The 17196-nt window shown below is 67.4% G+C and carries 28 protein-coding genes and 2 pseudogenes; all 30 read left to right on the top strand.

Features of this window, described 5'->3' with window-relative positions; genetic code table 11:
• The first annotated feature begins 12 nt into the window (after nt 1-12).
• Nucleotides 13-372, top strand: a complete 360-nt coding sequence (gene rplV / locus IPG68_08075; GenBank protein ID MBK6763227.1) for a 50S ribosomal protein L22 — start codon at nt 13-15, stop codon at nt 370-372.
• A 5-nt stretch (nt 373-377) separates the two neighbouring features.
• Nucleotides 378-1211 (top strand): 30S ribosomal protein S3, encoded by an 834-nt coding sequence (rpsC, locus tag IPG68_08070; protein MBK6763226.1) that lies wholly within the window; start codon nt 378-380, stop codon nt 1209-1211.
• A gap of 2 nt (nt 1212-1213) precedes the next feature.
• Nucleotides 1214-1522: a 50S ribosomal protein L16 gene (gene rplP, locus IPG68_08065; GenBank protein ID MBK6763225.1), complete on the top strand. Its 309-nt coding sequence runs from the start codon at nt 1214-1216 to the stop codon at nt 1520-1522.
• 36 nt (nt 1523-1558) lie between these two features.
• On the top strand, nt 1559-1846 hold the full coding sequence (rpsQ, locus tag IPG68_08060; protein ID MBK6763224.1) for a 30S ribosomal protein S17: 288 nt from the start codon (nt 1559-1561) through the stop codon (nt 1844-1846).
• 2 nt (nt 1847-1848) lie between these two features.
• Entirely contained in the window at nt 1849-2217 is a 369-nt protein-coding gene (rplN, locus tag IPG68_08055; GenBank protein ID MBK6763223.1) for a 50S ribosomal protein L14, read from the top strand.
• Nucleotides 2218-2225: 8 nt separating this feature from the next.
• The gene (gene rplX / locus IPG68_08050) at nt 2226-2579 is read left to right on the top strand and encodes a 50S ribosomal protein L24 (protein MBK6763222.1); all 354 of its coding nucleotides are present in this window, start codon (nt 2226-2228) and stop codon (nt 2577-2579) included.
• Nucleotides 2576-3136 carry a 50S ribosomal protein L5 gene (gene rplE, locus IPG68_08045; GenBank protein ID MBK6763221.1) on the top strand — a complete coding sequence of 187 codons (561 nt, stop codon included), beginning with the start codon at nt 2576-2578 and terminating at the stop codon, nt 3134-3136. Before rplX ends, rplE begins: the two co-directional genes overlap by 4 nt.
• 1 nt (nt 3137) lies before the next feature.
• Complete coding sequence (locus IPG68_08040; GenBank protein MBK6763220.1) at nt 3138-3323, top strand: type Z 30S ribosomal protein S14; 186 nt, start codon at nt 3138-3140, stop codon at nt 3321-3323.
• A gap of 58 nt (nt 3324-3381) precedes the next feature.
• A complete protein-coding gene (rpsH, locus tag IPG68_08035) occupies nt 3382-3780 on the top strand; it encodes a 30S ribosomal protein S8 (GenBank protein MBK6763219.1) in 399 nt (132 codons plus the stop codon).
• Between the two features lie 9 nt (nt 3781-3789).
• Nucleotides 3790-4329 carry a 50S ribosomal protein L6 gene (gene rplF / locus IPG68_08030; GenBank protein MBK6763218.1) on the top strand — a complete coding sequence of 180 codons (540 nt, stop codon included), beginning with the start codon at nt 3790-3792 and terminating at the stop codon, nt 4327-4329.
• Nucleotides 4329-4712: a 50S ribosomal protein L18 gene (gene rplR, locus IPG68_08025; protein ID MBK6763217.1), complete on the top strand. Its 384-nt coding sequence runs from the start codon at nt 4329-4331 to the stop codon at nt 4710-4712. The genes rplF and rplR overlap by 1 nt, the downstream gene beginning before the upstream one ends.
• Before the next feature lie 7 nt (nt 4713-4719).
• Nucleotides 4720-5295, top strand: coding sequence for a 30S ribosomal protein S5 (rpsE, locus tag IPG68_08020; protein MBK6763216.1), 576 nt, complete (start codon nt 4720-4722; stop codon nt 5293-5295).
• A complete protein-coding gene (gene rpmD, locus IPG68_08015; protein MBK6763215.1) occupies nt 5295-5480 on the top strand; it encodes a 50S ribosomal protein L30 in 186 nt (61 codons plus the stop codon). Before rpsE ends, rpmD begins: the two co-directional genes overlap by 1 nt.
• Nucleotides 5480-5920 (top strand): 50S ribosomal protein L15, encoded by a 441-nt coding sequence (gene rplO, locus IPG68_08010; protein ID MBK6763214.1) that lies wholly within the window; start codon nt 5480-5482, stop codon nt 5918-5920. Before rpmD ends, rplO begins: the two co-directional genes overlap by 1 nt.
• Nucleotides 5921-6349: 429 nt before the next feature.
• Nucleotides 6350-7648 (top strand): preprotein translocase subunit SecY, encoded by a 1299-nt coding sequence (gene secY, locus IPG68_08005; GenBank protein ID MBK6763213.1) that lies wholly within the window; start codon nt 6350-6352, stop codon nt 7646-7648.
• On the top strand, nt 7648-8211 hold the full coding sequence (locus tag IPG68_08000; protein MBK6763212.1) for an adenylate kinase: 564 nt from the start codon (nt 7648-7650) through the stop codon (nt 8209-8211). Before secY ends, IPG68_08000 begins: the two co-directional genes overlap by 1 nt.
• On the top strand, nt 8212-9039 hold the full coding sequence (gene map, locus IPG68_07995) for a type I methionyl aminopeptidase (GenBank protein ID MBK6763211.1): 828 nt from the start codon (nt 8212-8214) through the stop codon (nt 9037-9039).
• Nucleotides 9040-9258: 219 nt separating this feature from the next.
• The gene (infA, locus tag IPG68_07990) at nt 9259-9480 is read left to right on the top strand and encodes a translation initiation factor IF-1 (GenBank protein ID MBK6763210.1); all 222 of its coding nucleotides are present in this window, start codon (nt 9259-9261) and stop codon (nt 9478-9480) included.
• Between the two features lie 18 nt (nt 9481-9498).
• Nucleotides 9499-9612 carry a 50S ribosomal protein L36 gene (gene rpmJ, locus IPG68_07985; GenBank protein MBK6763209.1) on the top strand — a complete coding sequence of 38 codons (114 nt, stop codon included), beginning with the start codon at nt 9499-9501 and terminating at the stop codon, nt 9610-9612.
• 145 nt (nt 9613-9757) lie between these two features.
• Nucleotides 9758-10135 (top strand): 30S ribosomal protein S13, encoded by a 378-nt coding sequence (rpsM, locus tag IPG68_07980; GenBank protein ID MBK6763208.1) that lies wholly within the window; start codon nt 9758-9760, stop codon nt 10133-10135.
• A 26-nt stretch (nt 10136-10161) separates the two neighbouring features.
• Nucleotides 10162-10557, top strand: a complete 396-nt coding sequence (gene rpsK, locus IPG68_07975) for a 30S ribosomal protein S11 (GenBank protein MBK6763207.1) — start codon at nt 10162-10164, stop codon at nt 10555-10557.
• 17 nt (nt 10558-10574) lie between these two features.
• The gene (gene rpsD / locus IPG68_07970) at nt 10575-11201 is read left to right on the top strand and encodes a 30S ribosomal protein S4 (protein ID MBK6763206.1); all 627 of its coding nucleotides are present in this window, start codon (nt 10575-10577) and stop codon (nt 11199-11201) included.
• A gap of 63 nt (nt 11202-11264) precedes the next feature.
• Nucleotides 11265-12276: pseudogene (locus IPG68_07965) on the top strand (DNA-directed RNA polymerase subunit alpha).
• Between the two features lie 31 nt (nt 12277-12307).
• On the top strand, nt 12308-12718 hold the full coding sequence (gene rplQ, locus IPG68_07960) for a 50S ribosomal protein L17 (protein MBK6763205.1): 411 nt from the start codon (nt 12308-12310) through the stop codon (nt 12716-12718).
• Nucleotides 12663-12908: a hypothetical protein gene (locus IPG68_07955; GenBank protein ID MBK6763204.1), complete on the top strand. Its 246-nt coding sequence runs from the start codon at nt 12663-12665 to the stop codon at nt 12906-12908. Before rplQ ends, IPG68_07955 begins: the two co-directional genes overlap by 56 nt.
• Nucleotides 12901-13762 (top strand): annotated as a pseudogene (gene truA / locus IPG68_07950) (tRNA pseudouridine(38-40) synthase TruA). Before IPG68_07955 ends, truA begins: the two are co-directional and overlap by 8 nt.
• Before the next feature lie 69 nt (nt 13763-13831).
• Nucleotides 13832-14764: a carbamate kinase gene (gene arcC / locus IPG68_07945; GenBank protein ID MBK6763203.1), complete on the top strand. Its 933-nt coding sequence runs from the start codon at nt 13832-13834 to the stop codon at nt 14762-14764.
• Nucleotides 14765-14944: 180 nt separating this feature from the next.
• Nucleotides 14945-15388: a 50S ribosomal protein L13 gene (gene rplM, locus IPG68_07940; GenBank protein MBK6763202.1), complete on the top strand. Its 444-nt coding sequence runs from the start codon at nt 14945-14947 to the stop codon at nt 15386-15388.
• A gap of 31 nt (nt 15389-15419) precedes the next feature.
• Nucleotides 15420-15851, top strand: coding sequence for a 30S ribosomal protein S9 (gene rpsI / locus IPG68_07935; GenBank protein MBK6763201.1), 432 nt, complete (start codon nt 15420-15422; stop codon nt 15849-15851).
• A gap of 8 nt (nt 15852-15859) precedes the next feature.
• Nucleotides 15860-17194, top strand: a complete 1335-nt coding sequence (locus IPG68_07930) for a phosphoglucosamine mutase (protein MBK6763200.1) — start codon at nt 15860-15862, stop codon at nt 17192-17194.
• The last annotated feature ends 2 nt before the right edge of the window (nt 17195-17196 follow it).

Genomic DNA, 17196 nt, shown 5'->3' with positions numbered 1-17196 from the left:
GCAGGGATAGCGATGGAAGCCAGGGCCTGTGCACGCTATGTGCGCGTCACGCCCATGAAGGCGCGTCGGGTTGTCGACCTCATCCGGGGTCTGCCGGCCGCCGAGGCGCAGGCGATTCTGCGATTTGCTCCGCAGGCCGCCAGCGAGCCGGTGGGCAAGGTGCTGGACAGCGCCATCGCCAACGCCGCCAACAACCACAGCCTCGATCCGAACGACCTGTTCGTGTCCGAGGTGTACGTCGATGAGGGGCCGACCATGAAGCGCTTCCGCCCGCGGGCGCGCGGATCGGCCAACCGCATCCGCAAGCGCACAAGTCACATCACCGTCGTCGTCGCATCGCGTTCGGCGATGGCAACTGAAGGGAAGGGGTGAGCCACGTGGGTCAGAAGATACACCCGCACGGGTTCCGGCTTGGGATCACCAGTGAATACGTGACCCGCTGGTTCACCGACAGCACGAAACCCGGTCAGCGTTACGCGGACTACGTGGCCGAGGATGTGAAGATCCGGCGGCTGCTGTCCGAGGGCATGGAGCGTGCAGGCATCTCCAAGGTCGAGATCGAGCGCACTCGTGACCGCGTGATCATCTACATCCACACCGCCCGGCCCGGCATCGTCATCGGCCGCAAGGGCGCCGAGGCCGAGCGTCTGCGCAGCGAACTCGAGCGGCTCACCGGCAAGCAGGTGCAGTTGAACATCCTCGAGGTGAAGAACCCCGAGGTCGACGCCCAGCTGGTGGCCCAGGGCATCGCCGAGCAGTTGTCCAGCCGCGTGGCGTTCCGTCGCGCTATGCGTAAGGGCATGCAGTCCGCGCAGCGGGCCGGCGCACTGGGCATCCGGGTGCAGGTCTCCGGCCGCCTCGGTGGCGCGGAGATGAGCCGCACGGAGTTCTACCGCGAGGGCCGGGTGCCGCTGCACACACTGCGTGCGGACATCGACTTCGGCTTCTACGAGGCCCGGACCACCTTTGGCCGGATCGGCGTCAAGGTCTGGATCTACCACGGCGAGGTCTCCACGGACCGGACCGAGCGTGAGCAGCAGCGGCAGGCCCGTCTGCAACGCTCCGGGTCGCCGGGCCGTGGTCGCCGTGACCGCGAAGGCCGTGGTGGCCGCGACCGTGGTGACCGTGGTGACCGTGGTTCCCGCAATGCCGAGCGCGAGGCCCCGGTGACCGAGGCTCCCGCGGCACCGCCGGCTGCGACGGAGGCCTGAGCATGTTGATCCCCCGCAGAGTGAAGCACCGCAAGCAGCACCACCCCAAGCGCAGCGGGATGGCCAAGGGTGGCACCAAGGTGGCGTTCGGCGACTGGGGCCTGCAGGCCGTGGAACCCGCGTACGTGACGAACCGCCAGATCGAGGCCGCTCGTATCGCCATGACCCGTCACATCAAGCGTGGCGGACAGGTCTGGATCAACATCTACCCGGACCGTCCCCTGACCGTCCGCCACCGGCCAGTTGGAGAACCACGGCCGCCTGCGTGCGGTCAAGAAGGACATTGCTCGCGTCTACACGGTCATGCGTGAGCGCGAGTTGGGCATTACGAATGACGAGGTCGTGGCATGAGTGAGCAAGTCGCCCCCGAAGAGACGGTGCAGCCGCGCGGGTTCCGCAAGGTCCTCCAGGGCCTGGTTGTCAGCGACAAGATGGACAAGACCGTCGTGGTCGCCGTCGAGGACCGGTTCAAGCACCCGCTGTACGGCAAGGTCGTGCGGCGTACGAGCCGGCTGAAGGCGCACGACGAGAACAACGAGTGCGGCGTGGGTGACCGCGTCGAGCTCATGGAGACCCGTCCGACCTCTGCCACCAAGCGGTGGCGGGTCGTGAAGGTCCTCGAGAAGGCGAAGTAACCATGATCCAGCAGGAATCACGACTCCGGGTCGCCGACAACACCGGCGCCAAGGAGTTGCTGTGCATCCGGGTGCTCGGCGGATCCGGCCGGCGCTACGCCGGTATCGGTGACATCATCGTGGCCACCGTCAAGGACGCGATCCCGGGCGGCTCGGCCAAGAAGGGCGAGGTCGTCAAGGCCGTCGTCGTGCGCACGACCAAGCAGAAGCGCCGCCCGGACGGCTCGTACATCCGCTTCGACGAGAACGCGGCCGTCATCCTCAAGCCCGACGGCGAGCCGCGCGGCACGCGCATCTTCGGCCCGGTGGGCCGTGAGCTGCGCGACAAGCGCTTCATGAAGATCATCTCGCTGGCACCGGAGGTTTTGTGATGGCAGGCGTGAAGATCCGCAAGGGTGACACCGTCCAGGTGATCGCCGGCAAGGACAAGGGCATCACCGGTCGCGTGCTGGTGGTGGACCCGGTGACCAACCGCGTCATCGTCGAAGGCGTCAACCGCGTCGTCAAGCACACCAAGGTGGGCCAGGGTGACCGTGGCGCCAAGACCGGTGGGCTCATCCACACGGAAGCGCCGATCCACCTGTCCAACGTGATGCTCGTGGACGAGGACGGCAAGGCCACCAAGGTGGGCTCGCGGCGCGAGAGCATCGAGAAGCGACGCGCAGACGGAACCACGTACGAAGCAACGCGGCGGGTGCGAGTGGCCCGCCGGACAGGTAAGGACATCGAATGACCGCGACCACGACGCAGCCGCGTATGAAGCAGCGTTACCACGACGAGATCAAGTCGGCGCTCAAGGAGCAGCTCGGCCTGGCCAATGTCATGCAGGTGCCCACGGTGACCAAGGTCGTCGTGAACATGGGTGTCGGCGACGCCGCCCGGGACAGCAAACTCATCGACGGGGCGGTGCGGGACCTGGCCACCATCACCGGCCAGAAGCCGCAGGTGACCCGGGCCCGCAAGTCCATCGCGCAGTTCAAACTGCGTGAGGGGCAGCCGATCGGTGCGCACACCACGCTGCGCGGCGACCGCATGTGGGAGTTCCTGGACCGCCTGATGGCCGTGGCGCTGCCTCGCATCCGTGACTTCCGCGGGCTGTCGCCGAAGCAGTTCGACGGCCGCGGCAACTACACCTTCGGACTGACCGAGCAGGTCATGTTCCCGGAGGTGGACCCCGACAAGGTGGACCGCGCCCGTGGAATGGACGTGACCATCGTGACCAGTGCGGTCGACGACGAGGGCGGCCGCGCGCTGCTCACGCTGCTCGGCATGCCGTTCAAGGAGAACTGACATGGCCAAGAAGGCATTGATCGAGAAGTCCAACAAGAAGCCGAAGTTCAAGGTTCGCGGCTACACCCGGTGCTCGCGCTGCGGCCGGCCGCACTCCGTGTACCGCAAGTTCGGGTTGTGCCGCGTGTGTCTGCGCGACATGGCCCACCGCGGCGAACTGCCCGGCGTGACCAAGAGCTCCTGGTAGCCACCAACCCCCAACGCCGAAGGTCCCTACGGAAACCACGGCGGGAAAGAAGATCCGAATGAGCATGACCGACCCGATCGCAGACATGTTGACTCGTCTGCGCAACGCGAGTGCGGCCCACCATGATGAGGTGGCCATGCCCCACTCGAAGATCAAGGAGGGGATTGCCGAGATCCTGAAGTCCCAGGGCTACGTCGCCGACGTGCACACCGAGGACGCACAGGTCGGCAGGACCCTCGTTGTCGGGCTGAAGTACGGCCCGAACCGCGAGCGCTCCATCTCCGGAGTGCGCCGTGTCAGCAAACCCGGCCTGCGCGTGTACGCCAAGCGTGGAGACATGCCGCGCGTGCTCGGCGGACTGGGCATCGCGATCATTTCCACCTCGTCGGGTCTGCTGACCGACCGACAGGCCGAGCAGAAGGGCGTGGGCGGGGAAGTTCTCGCCTACGTCTGGTAAGGGGTCGACATGTCGCGAATCGGCAAGCACCCGGTCCCCGTCCCCAGCGGTGTGACCGTCGAGATCGAGGGCCAGGCGGTCACCGTCAAGGGCCCGAAGGGCACCCTGACCCACGTCGTGGCCGAGCCCATCAAGGCCGTCCGCAACGATGACGGCACCATCGAGGTGACCCGCCCGGACGACGAGCGGCGCAGCAAGAGCCTGCACGGCTTGAGCCGCACCCTCATCGCCAACATGGTCACCGGCGTGACCGAGGGGTACAGCAAGACCCTGGAGATCTCCGGTACGGGTTACCGCGTGGTCCCCAAGGGTCAGGGGCTGGAGTTCTCCCTGGGCTTCAGCCACCCGGTGCAGATCGATGCCCCCGCGGGCATCAGCTTCCAGGTGGAGGGTCCGACGAAGTTCACCGTCTCGGGCACCGACAAGCAGTTGGTCGGGGAGGTGGCTGCGAACATCCGCAAGCTGCGCAAGCCCGACCCGTACAAGGCCAAGGGCATCCGGTACACCGGCGAACAGATCCGCCGCAAGGCCGGAAAGGCAGGTAAGTGATGAGCAACGTTGTGACGAAACTCGGCGCGGGATCCAAGCGCAGCGTGTCCCGCAGCCGCCGGCACTCCCGTGTCCGCAAGAAGGTCACCGGCACCGCCGAGCGGCCGCGTCTGGTCGTGTTCCGGTCCACCCGGCACATCGAGGTGCAGGTCGTCGACGACACTGCCGGGCGAACCCTGGCATCGGCCTCGACGATGGAGGCCGACCTGCGCGCCGCCGGCGCCGACAAGACCGCCAAGGCACAGACGGTCGGCAAACTCGTCGGCGAACGTGCGAAGGATGCCGGGGTGACCTCGGTGGTGTTCGACCGGGGTGGGTACCGGTACCAAGGGCGGGTGGCCGCAGTTGCCGACGGCGCCCGCGAAGCCGGCCTGGAGTTCTAGGAGAGATATGTCGAATCAGAATCGTTCAGGCCGGGACCGCCGCGATGGCGGACGCGGCGCGGAGAAGTCGCAGTACCTCGAGCGGGTCGTGAACATCAACCGCGTCGCCAAGGTCGTCAAGGGTGGCCGCCGGTTCAGCTTCACCGCGCTGGTCGTCGTCGGCGACGGCGACGGCATGGTCGGCGTCGGCTACGGCAAGGCCAAGGAGGTGCCGGCCGCGATCGCCAAGGGCGTCGAGGAGGCCAAGAAGCACTTCTTCAAGGTGCCGCGCATCCAGGGCACCATCCCGCACTCGGTGCTGGGCGAGGACAGCGCCGGTGTGGTGCTGCTGCGGCCGGCCTCCCCGGGTACCGGTGTCATCGCCGGCGGTCCGGTGCGTGCGGTGCTGGAGTGCGCCGGTGTCCACGACGTGCTGAGCAAGTCGCTGGGGTCGGACAACGCACTGAACATCGTGCGCGCCACGGTGACCGCGCTTCGCGAACTCGAGCGTCCCGAGGAGGTGGCCGCCCGGCGCGGCCTGCCGCTGGAAGACGTCGCCCCGGCCGCGCTGCTGCGCGCCCAGGCGGCGGGGACGGGGTCCTGATGGCTGCGAAACTTCGCGTCACCCAGACCCGCTCGCCGATCGGCGGCACCCAGAACCAGCGAGCCACGCTGAAGTCGCTGGGCCTGCGCCGCATCGGGCAGACTGTTGAGATCGAGGACCGCCCCGAACTGCGGGGCATGGTCAACACCGTCAGCCACTTGGTGACGGTCGAGGAGGTGGAGTAATGACCCTCAAGGTGCATCACCTGCGGCCTGCCCCCGGGGCGAAGACCGCAAAGACGCGCAAGGGCCGTGGTGGGGCCTCCAAGGGCAAGACGGCCGGCCGTGGGACCAAGGGCTCGCACGCCCGCGGTCAGGTGTCGGCGGCGTTCGAAGGTGGCCAAACCCCGCTGCACATGCGGCTGCCGAAGCTGAAGGGCTTCAAGAGCCCCAACAAGGTGACCTACCAGGTCGTGAACCTCGCCCAGATCGAGGCGCTGTTCCCCGAAGGGGGCGAGGTCACTGCCGAGGAGCTCGCCGCCAGAGGTGCGGTGCGCAAGAACCAGCCTGTGAAGGTGCTCGGCAACGGCGACATCTCGGTGGCGGTCCAGGTCCACGTGTGCGCCGCGTCCGCGACCGCCAAGAGCAAGATCGAGGCCGCCGGCGGATCGGTGACGACCGCCTGAGTGTGACTTTTCGAGAAGGGGGCGTCGGGTGACCGGCGCCCCCTTCTCGCGTCTGGCACGGCCGGGTGCGACGCCTCGCGCGTTGGGTGGGGTTGGTGCAGTTGGTTGACGTTCGTCGGGCGCTGAGCGTCAACCAACTGCACGAGCCCCACCCAGCTGCACGAGCCCCACCCAACTCCGAGCCCCACCCAACTGCAACCCCACCGAGCCCCACCCAACTGCCCGAGCTGGTCAGTCGCGCGTTCTCTCCGACGGCCAAACGCCGTACCAGCGGCACCCAGCGACCGGGGTGCTCGACTCGCGTTCGCGGTGAACGAAACCCTGGCCCGCCCCGACCCCGCCCCGGCCATCGGTCCTATTGCTACCCTCAGGGACAGTACCGGCACATGTGTTGCGCGCCCGGGCTCTGGGTTCGCGCGAGGAGGATCTTTGCTATCGCAATTCGCTGCGGCGTTCCGCACCCCGGACCTTCGCAACAAGATCCTGTTCACTCTCGGTCTGATCGCGATCTATCGCGTGGGTGCCATCATCCCCACCCCCGGTGTCGACTACACCGCGATCCGCACCTGTCTGTCCCTGGTCGAGGGGAACTCGCTGTACGGGCTGATCAACCTGTTCAGCGGCGGGGCGTTGCTGCAGTTGAGCGTCTTCGCGCTCGGCATCATGCCCTACATCACCGCGAGCATCATCATCCAGTTGCTCACAGTGGTGATCCCGCGGCTGGAAGCCTTGCGCAAGGAGGGGCAGTCCGGACAAGCCAGGATGACGCAGTACACGCGGTACCTGACGATCGGACTGTCGGTCCTGCAGGCCACCGCATTCATCTCACTGGCCCGTACGCCCGGGCAGTTGTTCACCGGCTGCAACGAGAACCTCATCCCCAACCAGTCCATCGCGCTGATCCTCACGATGGTCCTGGTCATGACCGCGGGCGCCGCGATGCTGATGTGGTTCGGGGAACTGATCACCGACCGCGGCGTCGGCAACGGCATGTCGCTGCTGATCTTCGTGTCGATCATCGCCGGGATGCCCGGGCAGTTCTGGTCGATCTACCAGTCCCGTGGCGCCTTCGTCCTTCTGGCGACGCTGGCGGTGGGTGTCGTCATCATCGGTGCGGTGGTCTACGTGGAGCAGGCCCAACGCCGCATCCCCGTGCAGTACGCCAAGAAGATGGTCGGGTCGAAGCTGATGGGTGGGGCGTCGACGTACATCCCCCTCAAGGTCAACATGGCCGGTGTGATCCCGGTGATCTTCGCGTCGTCGCTGCTGTACATCCCGCAGTTGCTGGCCACGGTCAGCGGCAACACCAACTCCTCGTGGGGCATGTTCATCGCCCGGAACCTCTCCCAGGGCACTGAACCGCTGTACGTGCTCTTCTACGTGTCGATGATCATCTTTTTCGCGTACTTCTACGTGTCGATCACGTTCAACCCGGTCGAGGTCAGCGACAACATGAAGAAGTACGGCGGCTTCATCCCGGGCATCCGGGCAGGCAAGCCCACCGAGCAGTACTTGTCCTACGTGTTGAGCCGGCTGACCTTCCCCGGGTCGATCTACCTCGCGGTCGTCGCCGTGATCCCGCTGTACGCCTTCGGCTCGCTGGGGGTCGGCCAACAGTTCATCTTCGGTGGCACGTCACTGCTGATCATGGTGGGTGTCGGCCTCGATACGGTGAAACAGATCGAAGCACAACTGCAGCAACGCAGCTACGAAGGGTTCTTGCGATGATGCGCATTGTTCTCATGGGTCCGCCCGGGGCGGGCAAGGGCACACAGGCCGCGAAGATCGCCGAACGTCTGCAGGTGCCGCACATCTCCACCGGGGACATCTTCCGGGCCAACCTCGCCGCTGGCACGCCGCTGGGGCTGGAGGCCAAGCGGTACATGGAGGCCGGGGAGTACGTCCCGGACGAGGTCACCAACTCCATGGTGGCCGCGCGCCTGGCCGAGCAGGACGCCGCCGCGGGCTTCATCCTCGACGGATACCCCCGCACATTGGCCCAGGTTGACGAGTTGGACTCCATCCTGTCCGGGCTCGGCGGCCAGCTCGACAAGGTCGTCAAGATCACCGCGGACACCGACGAGGTCGTCGCCCGGCTGCTGAACCGCGCCAAGGAGCAGGGGCGCGCCGACGACACCGAGGCCGTCATCCGGCGCCGCATGGACGTCTACGCGGAGCAGACCGCCCCGCTGGTGCGCGTGTACACGGAGCGGAACCTGCTGGTGAAGGTCGACGGCATGGGGTCGATGGACGACGTCACGGGGCGCCTGCTGGCGGCGCTGGGGGACTAGGTGTTCGGCCGGCAACCCCGCATCCAGGTCAAGACCGACGATGAGATCGGTCTCATGCGCCGGGCCGGCTTGGTCGTGGCCGACGCGCTGGCGGCGGTGACCGATGCCGTCGCCCCCGGGGTGACCGGCAGGCATCTCGACGCGATCGCCGAGGATGTGATCCGTTCGGCCGGCGCCGTGCCGTCCTTCCTCGGCTACCACGGTTTCCCGGCCAGCATCTGTGTCAGTGTCGACAACGCGATCGTGCACGGCATCCCGGGGGACGACCCCTTGCATGCCGGCGCGCTGGTGAGCATCGATTGCGGGGCCATCCTCAACGGGTGGCACGGCGATGCGGCGGTCACCGTGCCGGTAGGGCCGGTCGGGCAAGGCGCCCAGGAACTGTCCGACGTGACGCGCTCGGCGATGTGGCACGGCGTGGCCCATGCCCGCCCGGGTGGCCGGCTGACGGACATCGGTGCCGCGGTCGAGCGCACCATCCGGGGCGCGGCGCACGACTACGGCATCGTGCGCGACTACGTGGGACATGGCATCGGCACCGAGATGCACATGCCTCCCGACGTGCCCAACACGGGACCGGCCGGCCGCGGTCCGGCGCTGGTGCCCGGCGTCGTCGTCGCGGTAGAACCCATGATCACGTTGGGGTCCCCGGAGAATGTGACGCTGCCCGACGGCTGGACGGTCGTGACGATGGACGGCTCCCTGGCCGCCCACTGGGAGCACACCGTGGCGGTGACCTCCACCGGCCCCTTCGTGCTCACTGCCCGCGACGGTGGCCGTGCGGAGTTCGAGCGCCTCGGGGTGCAGGTCTCCGCGCTGGCCGACTGACCGTCCGGTCGCGCGTGCCGGGGAAGGCCAGGATGCCGCAAACCGGATGAATCGCCGCCACCGCGCAACACGGCCCGCGGGTGCGCTGGGCGGATCGGCGACCGGGGGGCCCCTGGCCGGGGCCGGGGACCATGTCCTACACTCGAACAGAGGGCGAATGCACCTCGACAGCGGCACCTGCCGCACAAATCCGCAGACACCGGAGGACTGGGCCCACGCATGGCTAAGAAGGACGACGCGATCGAGCTCGAAGGCACGATCATCGAGTCGCTTCCGAACGCTATGTTCCGGGTCGAGTTGGACAACGGCCACAAGGTCCTCGCCCACATCTCCGGCAAGATGCGGATGCACTACATCCGGATCCTTCCGGATGACCGCGTGGTCGTGGAGCTCTCGCCCTACGACTTGACCCGGGGACGCATCGTCTACCGGTACAAGTGAGGAATCTGCAGGACACCGATGAAGGTTCAACCGAGCGTTAAGAAGATCTGCGACAAGTGCAAGGTGATTCGTCGCAACGGTCGCGTCATGGTGATCTGCGAGAACCCGCGCCACAAGCAGCGCCAGGGCTGACCCCTGGTAGGACGTCATCCGAACCTGGTGCCCGATGCCATAGGGCTGCCAGACGCCACCCCCGGACGCGAAGGCCGGGGACCCACCAGGGCGGTGGGACCGATGACGCCACCACACCTTCGCTGACTGAACACAGGAGAGCCCTATGGCACGCATCGTGGGTGTCGACCTGCCGCGTGAGAAGCGCGTGGAGATCGGCCTGACCTACATCTTCGGGCTGGGTCGTTCCCGCGCCCAGCAAGCCCTGGCCGCGACCGGTGTGGACCCCAATACCCGGGTGCGCGACCTGACCGACGCCGACGTGATCGCCCTGCGCGACTACATCGAGGCCAACTTCCAGACCGAGGGTGACCTGCGCCGTGAGGTGCAGGCCGACATCCGCCGCAAGGTGGAGATCGGCTCGTACCAGGGCCTTCGCCACCGCCGCGGTCTGCCCGTCCGCGGCCAGCGCACCCACACCAACGCGCGCACCCGCAAGGGCAAGCGGAAGACGGTCGCGGGCAAGAAGAAGGTCGGCAAGTGAGCATTCGAGCAGGAGTCTGAGCAGCCATGGCACCCCAGAAGGGCGCGAAGAAGCAGCGCCGCAAAGAGAAGAAGAACGTGGCCTTCGGTCACGCCCACATCAAGAGCACCTTCAACAACACGATCGTCACCATCACCGACCCGCAGGGTCAGGTCGTGGCGTGGTCGTCCTCCGGCCAGGTCGGCTTCAAGGGGTCCCGCAAGTCGACCCCGTACGCCGCGCAGATGGCTGCTGAGGCTGCCGCCCGCCGTGCGATGGAGCACGGCATGCGCAAGGTCGACGTGTTCGTCAAGGGTCCCGGGTCCGGCCGTGAGACGGCCATCCGTTCGCTGCAGGCCACCGGCCTGGAGGTGGGCACGATCCAGGACGTCACCCCCGTACCCCACAATGGCTGCCGTCCGCCCAAGCGGCGCCGGGTCTGAGAGCCAGGAGATAGAAGATGGCCCGTTACACAGGCGCGGACTGCAAACGCTGCCGCCGCGAGAAGACCAAGTTGTTCCTCAAAGGCGCCAAGTGCGACTCGCCGGCATGCCCGGTCGAGAAGCGCCCCTACCCGCCGGGACAGCACGGCCGCAACCGCACCAAGGAGAGCGAGTACTTGATGCAGAAGCGGGAGAAGCAGAAGTGCGCCCGCATCTACGGAGTGCTCGAGAAGCAATTCCGCAGCTACTACGAAGAGGCCAACCGGCAGCAGGGCAAGACCGGTGAGAACCTCCTGACGATCCTCGAGAGTCGTCTGGACAACGTCGTGTTCCGTGCCAGCCTCGCCAAGAGCCGGGACATGGCCCGCCAGTTGGTGCGACACGGCCACATCACCGTGAACGGCAAGAAGGTCGACATCCCCAGTTACCGGGTGTCGCCGAACGACATTGTCGAGGTGCGCAACAAGTCGCGCGAGATGACGCCGTTCGTGGTGGCCCACGCCGAGGCCGGCGAGCGCGACGTGCCGGGCTGGCTGGAGGTCATCCCATCGCACTTCCGGGTGCTCCTGCACACCCTGCCCCAGCGTGAGCAGATCGACACTCAGGTGCAGGAACAGCTCATCGTCGAGCTCTACTCGAAGTAACCCGCAGCACCGCGCTGTGGTTCCGGGGCGTCATATAGCGGTCGTCCCAGAAAGGAAGAGAAAGTGCAGATCGCCAGTCGGCCAGTCCTGACCGAAGAGTTCGTCTCCGACACCCGTTCGCGGTTCGTCCTCGAACCGCTGGAGCCGGGTTTCGGCTACACCCTGGGCAACAGCCTGCGTCGCACCCTGCTGTCGTCGATCCCCGGCGCGGCCGTGACCAGCATCCGCATCGACGGGGTGCAGCACGAGTTCAGCACCGTTCCCGGCATGACCGAGGACGTCACGGAACTGGTGCTCAACGTCAAGGGCATCGTGGTCAGCACCGAGATGGACGAGCCAGTCACCATGTACCTGCGGGCGTCCGGCCCCGGCGCGGTCACCGTCGCTGACATCGAGGCCCCGACTGGCGTCGAGGTCCACAACCCGGACCTGCACCTGGCGACGCTGGGTGAGGGTGCGTCTCTGACGATGGAGTTGACGGTGGAGCGTGGCCGCGGCTATGTCCCCGCCGCAGCCGGCTCCATGGTCGAGAAGCAGCCCGGCCGTGTCCTCGTGGACGCGATCTACTCGCCGGTCCTCAAGGTGACCTACAAGGTCGAGGCGACCCGTGTCGAGCAGCGCACCGACTTCGACCGCCTGATCGTGGACGTGGAGACCAAGTCCAGCATCCAGGCCCGGGACGCGGTCGCCAGCGCCGGCAAGACGCTCGTGGAGCTCTTCGGCCTGGCCCGCGACCTGAACGCCGCGGCCGAGGGTCTCGAGCTCGGGCCGTCCGAGGTCGACACGTACATGGCCGAGCAGTTCAGCCAGCCCATCGAGGCGCTGAACCTCTCGGTCCGGTCCTACAACTGCCTCAAGCGCGAGGGCGCACACCATCGGTGAGTTGCTCACCCGCAGCGAGGCGGACCTCATGGACATCCGCAATTTCGGCCAGAAGTCCATCGACGAGGTCAAGGACGCCCTCGGCGGCCTGGGCCTGAACCTGAAGGACAGCCCGGCCGGGTTCGACCCGTCGCAGGCTGTGACCTTCTACGCCGAGGACGACCAACAGTACGCCGAGGACGAGCAGCTCTAAGAGCCCGCTGCCGCAATTCAAGGAGAACACGATGCCCCAGCCGTCGAAGGGACCCCGCCTGGGTGGCGGGCCGGCGCACGAGCGACTGATGCTCGCCAACCTGGCCACCGCCCTGTTCCAGCACGGTCGCATCACCACCACGGAGGCCAAGGCCAAGCGGCTCAGCCCGCTGGCCGACCGTCTGGTCACATTCGCCAAGCGCGGTGACCTGCACGCCCGCCGCCGGGTGATGACCGTCATCCGCGACAAGTCGGTGGTCCACGAGTTGTTCACCGAGATCGGTCCGCAGTACGCGGGACGTCCCGGTGGCTACACCCGCATCACCAAAATCGGACCCCGCAAGGGTGACAACGCGCCGATGGCCGTGATCGAGCCTGGTGGAGCCGATGGCCGAGGCCGTCGTCACGGAGGCCACGTCGGCCACCAAGCGCGCTGCTCGTGACGCCGCGCCTGTCACGTCGCAGGAGGCCACCGAGGAGGTCGAGGCCGCCTCGGAGGCCGCCGTGGAGCAGGTCGAGGCGGAAGCCGAAACGCCCGAGGCCAAGGCTGAGGCAGCCGCTGAGGTCGAGGCGGCGCGGGAGCAGGCCGAGCAGGACGCTGTCGAGGGGCTGCAGTCCAAGGACGATGCCTGATCCATCGAACGATCCGCAGGAGCCCGCACCGGAAGGTGGCGGGCTCTTGCGCATCCGGGTGGATCTCTCCTACGACGGTGCGGGTTTCGCCGGCTGGGCCCGCCAGCCGCAGTTGCGGACCGTGCAGGGCGAATTGGCCGCTGCCATCGCGAGGGTCCTGCGCATAGCGCACCCGCACATCGTTGTGGCCGGGCGGACCGATGCCGGCGTTCATGCAATGGGTCAGGTCTGCCATGTCGATCTGCCCCGCGCGGCGTGGCCCGGAGCCCCGACCGCGTTTCGCCGTCTCAATGCGGTCCTGCCGCCCGATGTCCGGGTGCTTGCCGCCGACGTGGCTCCACCGGGCTTCGACGCACGGTTCTCCGCGAGGTACCGACGCTACGAGTACTTGCTGAGCGACAGTGGCCTGCTCGACCCCCGCGCCCGCGGCAGCGTGTGGGTGCAGCGACGGGAGCTCGACGTGGCCGCCATGGACGCGGCGTCCCAGGTCCTGCTGGGGGAGCACGACTTCGCGGCCTTCTGCCGGGCGCGGCCGGAGGCCTCGTCCGTGCGCCGCGTGCTGTCTGCCGGTGTGCAACGCCGGGAGGATCCCCGCGACCCGCAGTTGATCGCCGTCGGATTGACTGCTGACGCCTTCTGCCATTCGATGGTGCGCTCGGTGGTCGGCGCGCTGCTGGCTGTGGGGCACGGCAGTCTGAGTGCCGACGATCTGGGCCAGATCCTGGCTGCGGCCACGCGCGTTCCCGCTTCACCACGGCCCCGCCCACGGCCTGGTCCTGATGGAGGTCGGCTACCCGCCTACCGACCAACTGGCGGCTCAGGCTGAGCGCGCTCGCCGATTCCGGGTGTGGTGATACGACAAAGATGCGTGCCACCGCATTCCCATGACAGTCTGCGGTTACCAGGATCGAGTTGGAGGAAGCATGCGCGTGGTGGTTGCACTAGGTGGGAACGCACTGCAGAAGCGGGGCGAGCCGATGACCGTGGAGAGCCAACGGGCCAATGTCAGGCTCGCGTGCGAAGCGCTGGCGCCGGTCGCTCTGGACCATGAGCTCGTCGTCTCGCACGGCAACGGCCCCCAGGTCGGTCTGCTGGCCCTGCAGGCGGCCTCTTACAACGAAGAGTCCAGCTACCCCTTCGACGTGCTGGGTGCGCAGACCGAGGGGATGATCGGGTACTTCATCGAGCAGGAGCTCGGCAACCTGCTGCCGTTCGAGAAGCCATTGGCGACGCTGCTGACGATGACTGAGGTCGACGCCGACGACCCGGCCTTCCAGAACCCCACCAAGTTCGTGGGTCCTGTGTACAGCGAGGAGGAAGCCAAACGCCTGGCTGCCGAACGGGACTGGACGGTCAAGCAGGACGGAGACAAGTGGCGCCGCGTCGTCCCGTCGCCCCTGCCCAAGCGCATCTTCCAGATCCGTCCCGTCGAATGGTGCCTGGAGAAGGGCGCGGTCGTCGTCTGCACCGGTGGCGGTGGCATCCCCACCATGTACGAGAAGGGCACGCGTCACCTGATGGGCGTGGAAGCGGTCATCGACAAGGACTTCTCGTCGATGGTGCTGGCCCGCGACATCGAGGCCGACATGCTGGTCATCGCCACTGACGCCGACGCCGTGTACGTGAACTGGGGGACGCCGGAGCAGAAGGCGATCGCCGCCGCGCACCCCGATGCGCTGGCGGCGCTGGACTTCCCGGCCGGCTCGATGGGCCCGAAGGTCGATGCCGCCAGCGAGTTCGCCCGGCAGGGCAAAGTCGCGGTCATCGGTGCCCTGGAGAACCTGAGGGACATCCTGGACGGGACCTCCGGCACGCGGGTGAGTACTGACGTCGACGGCATCCAGTACTACGAGTGAGGCAGGGCAGATACCCGCGTCATCGCACTCGTAGGTGTGGGTTATCCTGAAACAGGTCGTGTGCGCTCTGCGCGTGCCAACCAGCGGTTGAGTCCGCTGCAGTGATTGCTGCAGAGCCACAGCCCGAACCGAGTTCTGCTCACCAGCAGGGCGACCACACGGATATCTAGGTAGGAAGACGTGCGTACGTTCACCCCGAAAGCCGACGATGTCACTTCTCAGTGGCACGTCATCGATGCCGAGGACGTGGTCCTCGGCCGGCTGGCCACTCACGCTGCGACGTTGCTGCGCGGGAAGCACAAGCCCACCTTCGCCCCGCACGTCGACACCGGTGACTTCGTGATCGTGATCAACGCCGAGAAGGTCGCACTCAGTGGCGCGAAGGCGGAGCAGAAGTTCGACCACCGGCATTCCGGTTACCCCGGTGGCCTGCGGTCGACCGCCTACGGTGAGTTGCTGGAGAAGAACCCCCGCCGGGTCATCGAGAAGGCCGTGGCCGGGATGCTTCCCCACAACAAGCTCGGCAACAAGCAGATCCGCAAGCTCAAGGTCTACGCCGGCTCCGAGCACCCCCACGCGGCTCAGAAGCCGGTTCCCTACGTCATCAGCCAGGTCGCGCAGTAGCGCCGAGGAAGGAACACCCGTGACTGAGACCATGACCACCGAGACTCCGGTGGCGCCGAGCCGCCAGGCCGTTCAGCAGCCTGGTGGCGGCACCGGCCGCCGCAAGGAGGCCGTCGCCCGCGTGCGCGTCGTGCCCGGCTCGGGTCAGTGGAAGATCAACGGCCGTGACCTCGCGGCGTACTTCCCGAACAAGGTTCACCAGCAGATCGTGACCGAGCCCTTCCGGGTGCTCGGGCTCGACGGCCAGTACGACGTCATCGCGCGCCTGCACGGTGGCGGGGTCGGCGGTCAGGCCGGTGCGCTGCGTCTGGGTATCGCCCGCGCCCTCATCGAGATCGCCGCCGAGGAGTACCGCCCGGACCTCAAGAAGGCCGGCTTCCTCACCCGCGACCCGCGCGTGGTGGAGCGCAAGAAGTACGGCCTCAAGAAGGCCCGCAAGGCACCCCAGTACAGCAAGCGCTGAGGCCCGTCGTGGGCGCCCTGTTCGGCACCGATGGTGTGCGGGGTCTGGCGAACCGGGATGTCACCGCCGAACTGGCGCTGGACCTCTCAGTCTCGGCCGCCCATATCCTCTCCGAGGTGGGTTCGCGGCGTACCGCGGTCGTCGGACGCGACCCGCGTGCCAGCGGGGAGTTCCTGCAGGCCGCCGTGTCGGCAGGGCTGGCCAGCGCGGGCGTGGACGTCATCGACGTCGGCGTGCTGCCCACGCCGGCAGTGGCGCATCTGACGAAGGCCCGGCAGGCCGACCTGGGGGTCATGCTCTCGGCATCCCACAACGCGATGCCAGACAACGGCATCAAGTTCTTCAACGCCGACGGGAACAAACTCCCCGACGACATCGAGAACCAGATCGAGCGCCGCCTGCGTGAGGACTGGGACCGGCCGACCGGTGACGCCGTGGGCCGGATCGTCAGCGACGAGCGGGCTGCCGAGGACTACGAGAAGCATCTGCTCACCAGCGTCGGTCCGTCCCTGGAAGGGCTGCGGGTGGTCGTCGATGCAGCCAATGGCGCCGCGAGCGTGGTCGGTCCGGCCACGTACCGGCAGGCCGGCGCGGACGTCATCGAGATCCACTGCAGCCCGGATGGTTACAACATCAACGAGGGCTGCGGCTCCACGCACGTCGGGGACCTCCAGGCCTCGGTGCTGCAGCACCGTGCAGATCTGGGCATCGCGCACGACGGTGATGCCGACCGCACGCTGGCCGTCGACGCCGAGGGTAACGTCGTGGACGGCGACCAACTGATGGCGATCATCGCCCTGTCCTTGCGCGACCAGGGTCGCCTGGCCCACGACACGGTGGTGGCGACCGTGATGGCCAACCTGGGCTTCAAGCAGGCGATGGACCGTGAGGGCATCGCCGTGGTGGAGACCGCGGTCGGCGACCGGTACGTGCTGGAAGCCATGCTCGGTTCGGGCTACGTCCTCGGCGGCGAACAGAGCGGGCACGTGGTCATGACCGATCACGCCACCACCGGCGACGGCGTCCTCACTGCGCTGCAGGTGATGTCCCGCATGGCGGCGACAGGCCGGACGCTACAAGATCTGGCCGGCGTGATGCGTCGGTTGCCCCAGGTGCTCATCAACGTCGACGGGGTGGACAAGAACGCCGTCGATGCCGATCAGCATGTCGCCGACGCGGTCGCCGATGCCGAAGCCCGGCTCGCCGGGAGCGGGCGCGTGCTGCTGCGCAAGTCCGGCACGGAGCCCCTCGTGCGTGTGATGGTCGAAGCCGAGGACGAGCACACTGCCGCCGAGGTCGCCCAGGGCCTCGCCGACAAGGTGCGCGCTCGGCTGGCCCTCTGACT

The sequence above is a fragment of the Micrococcales bacterium genome, assembly GCA_016703125.1.
Lineage (GTDB): Bacteria > Actinomycetota > Actinomycetes > S36-B12 > UBA10799 > JADKAV01.
The sequence above is the reverse complement of the archived record's forward strand: the minus strand, read 5'-3'. Positions and strand labels throughout refer to the sequence as shown.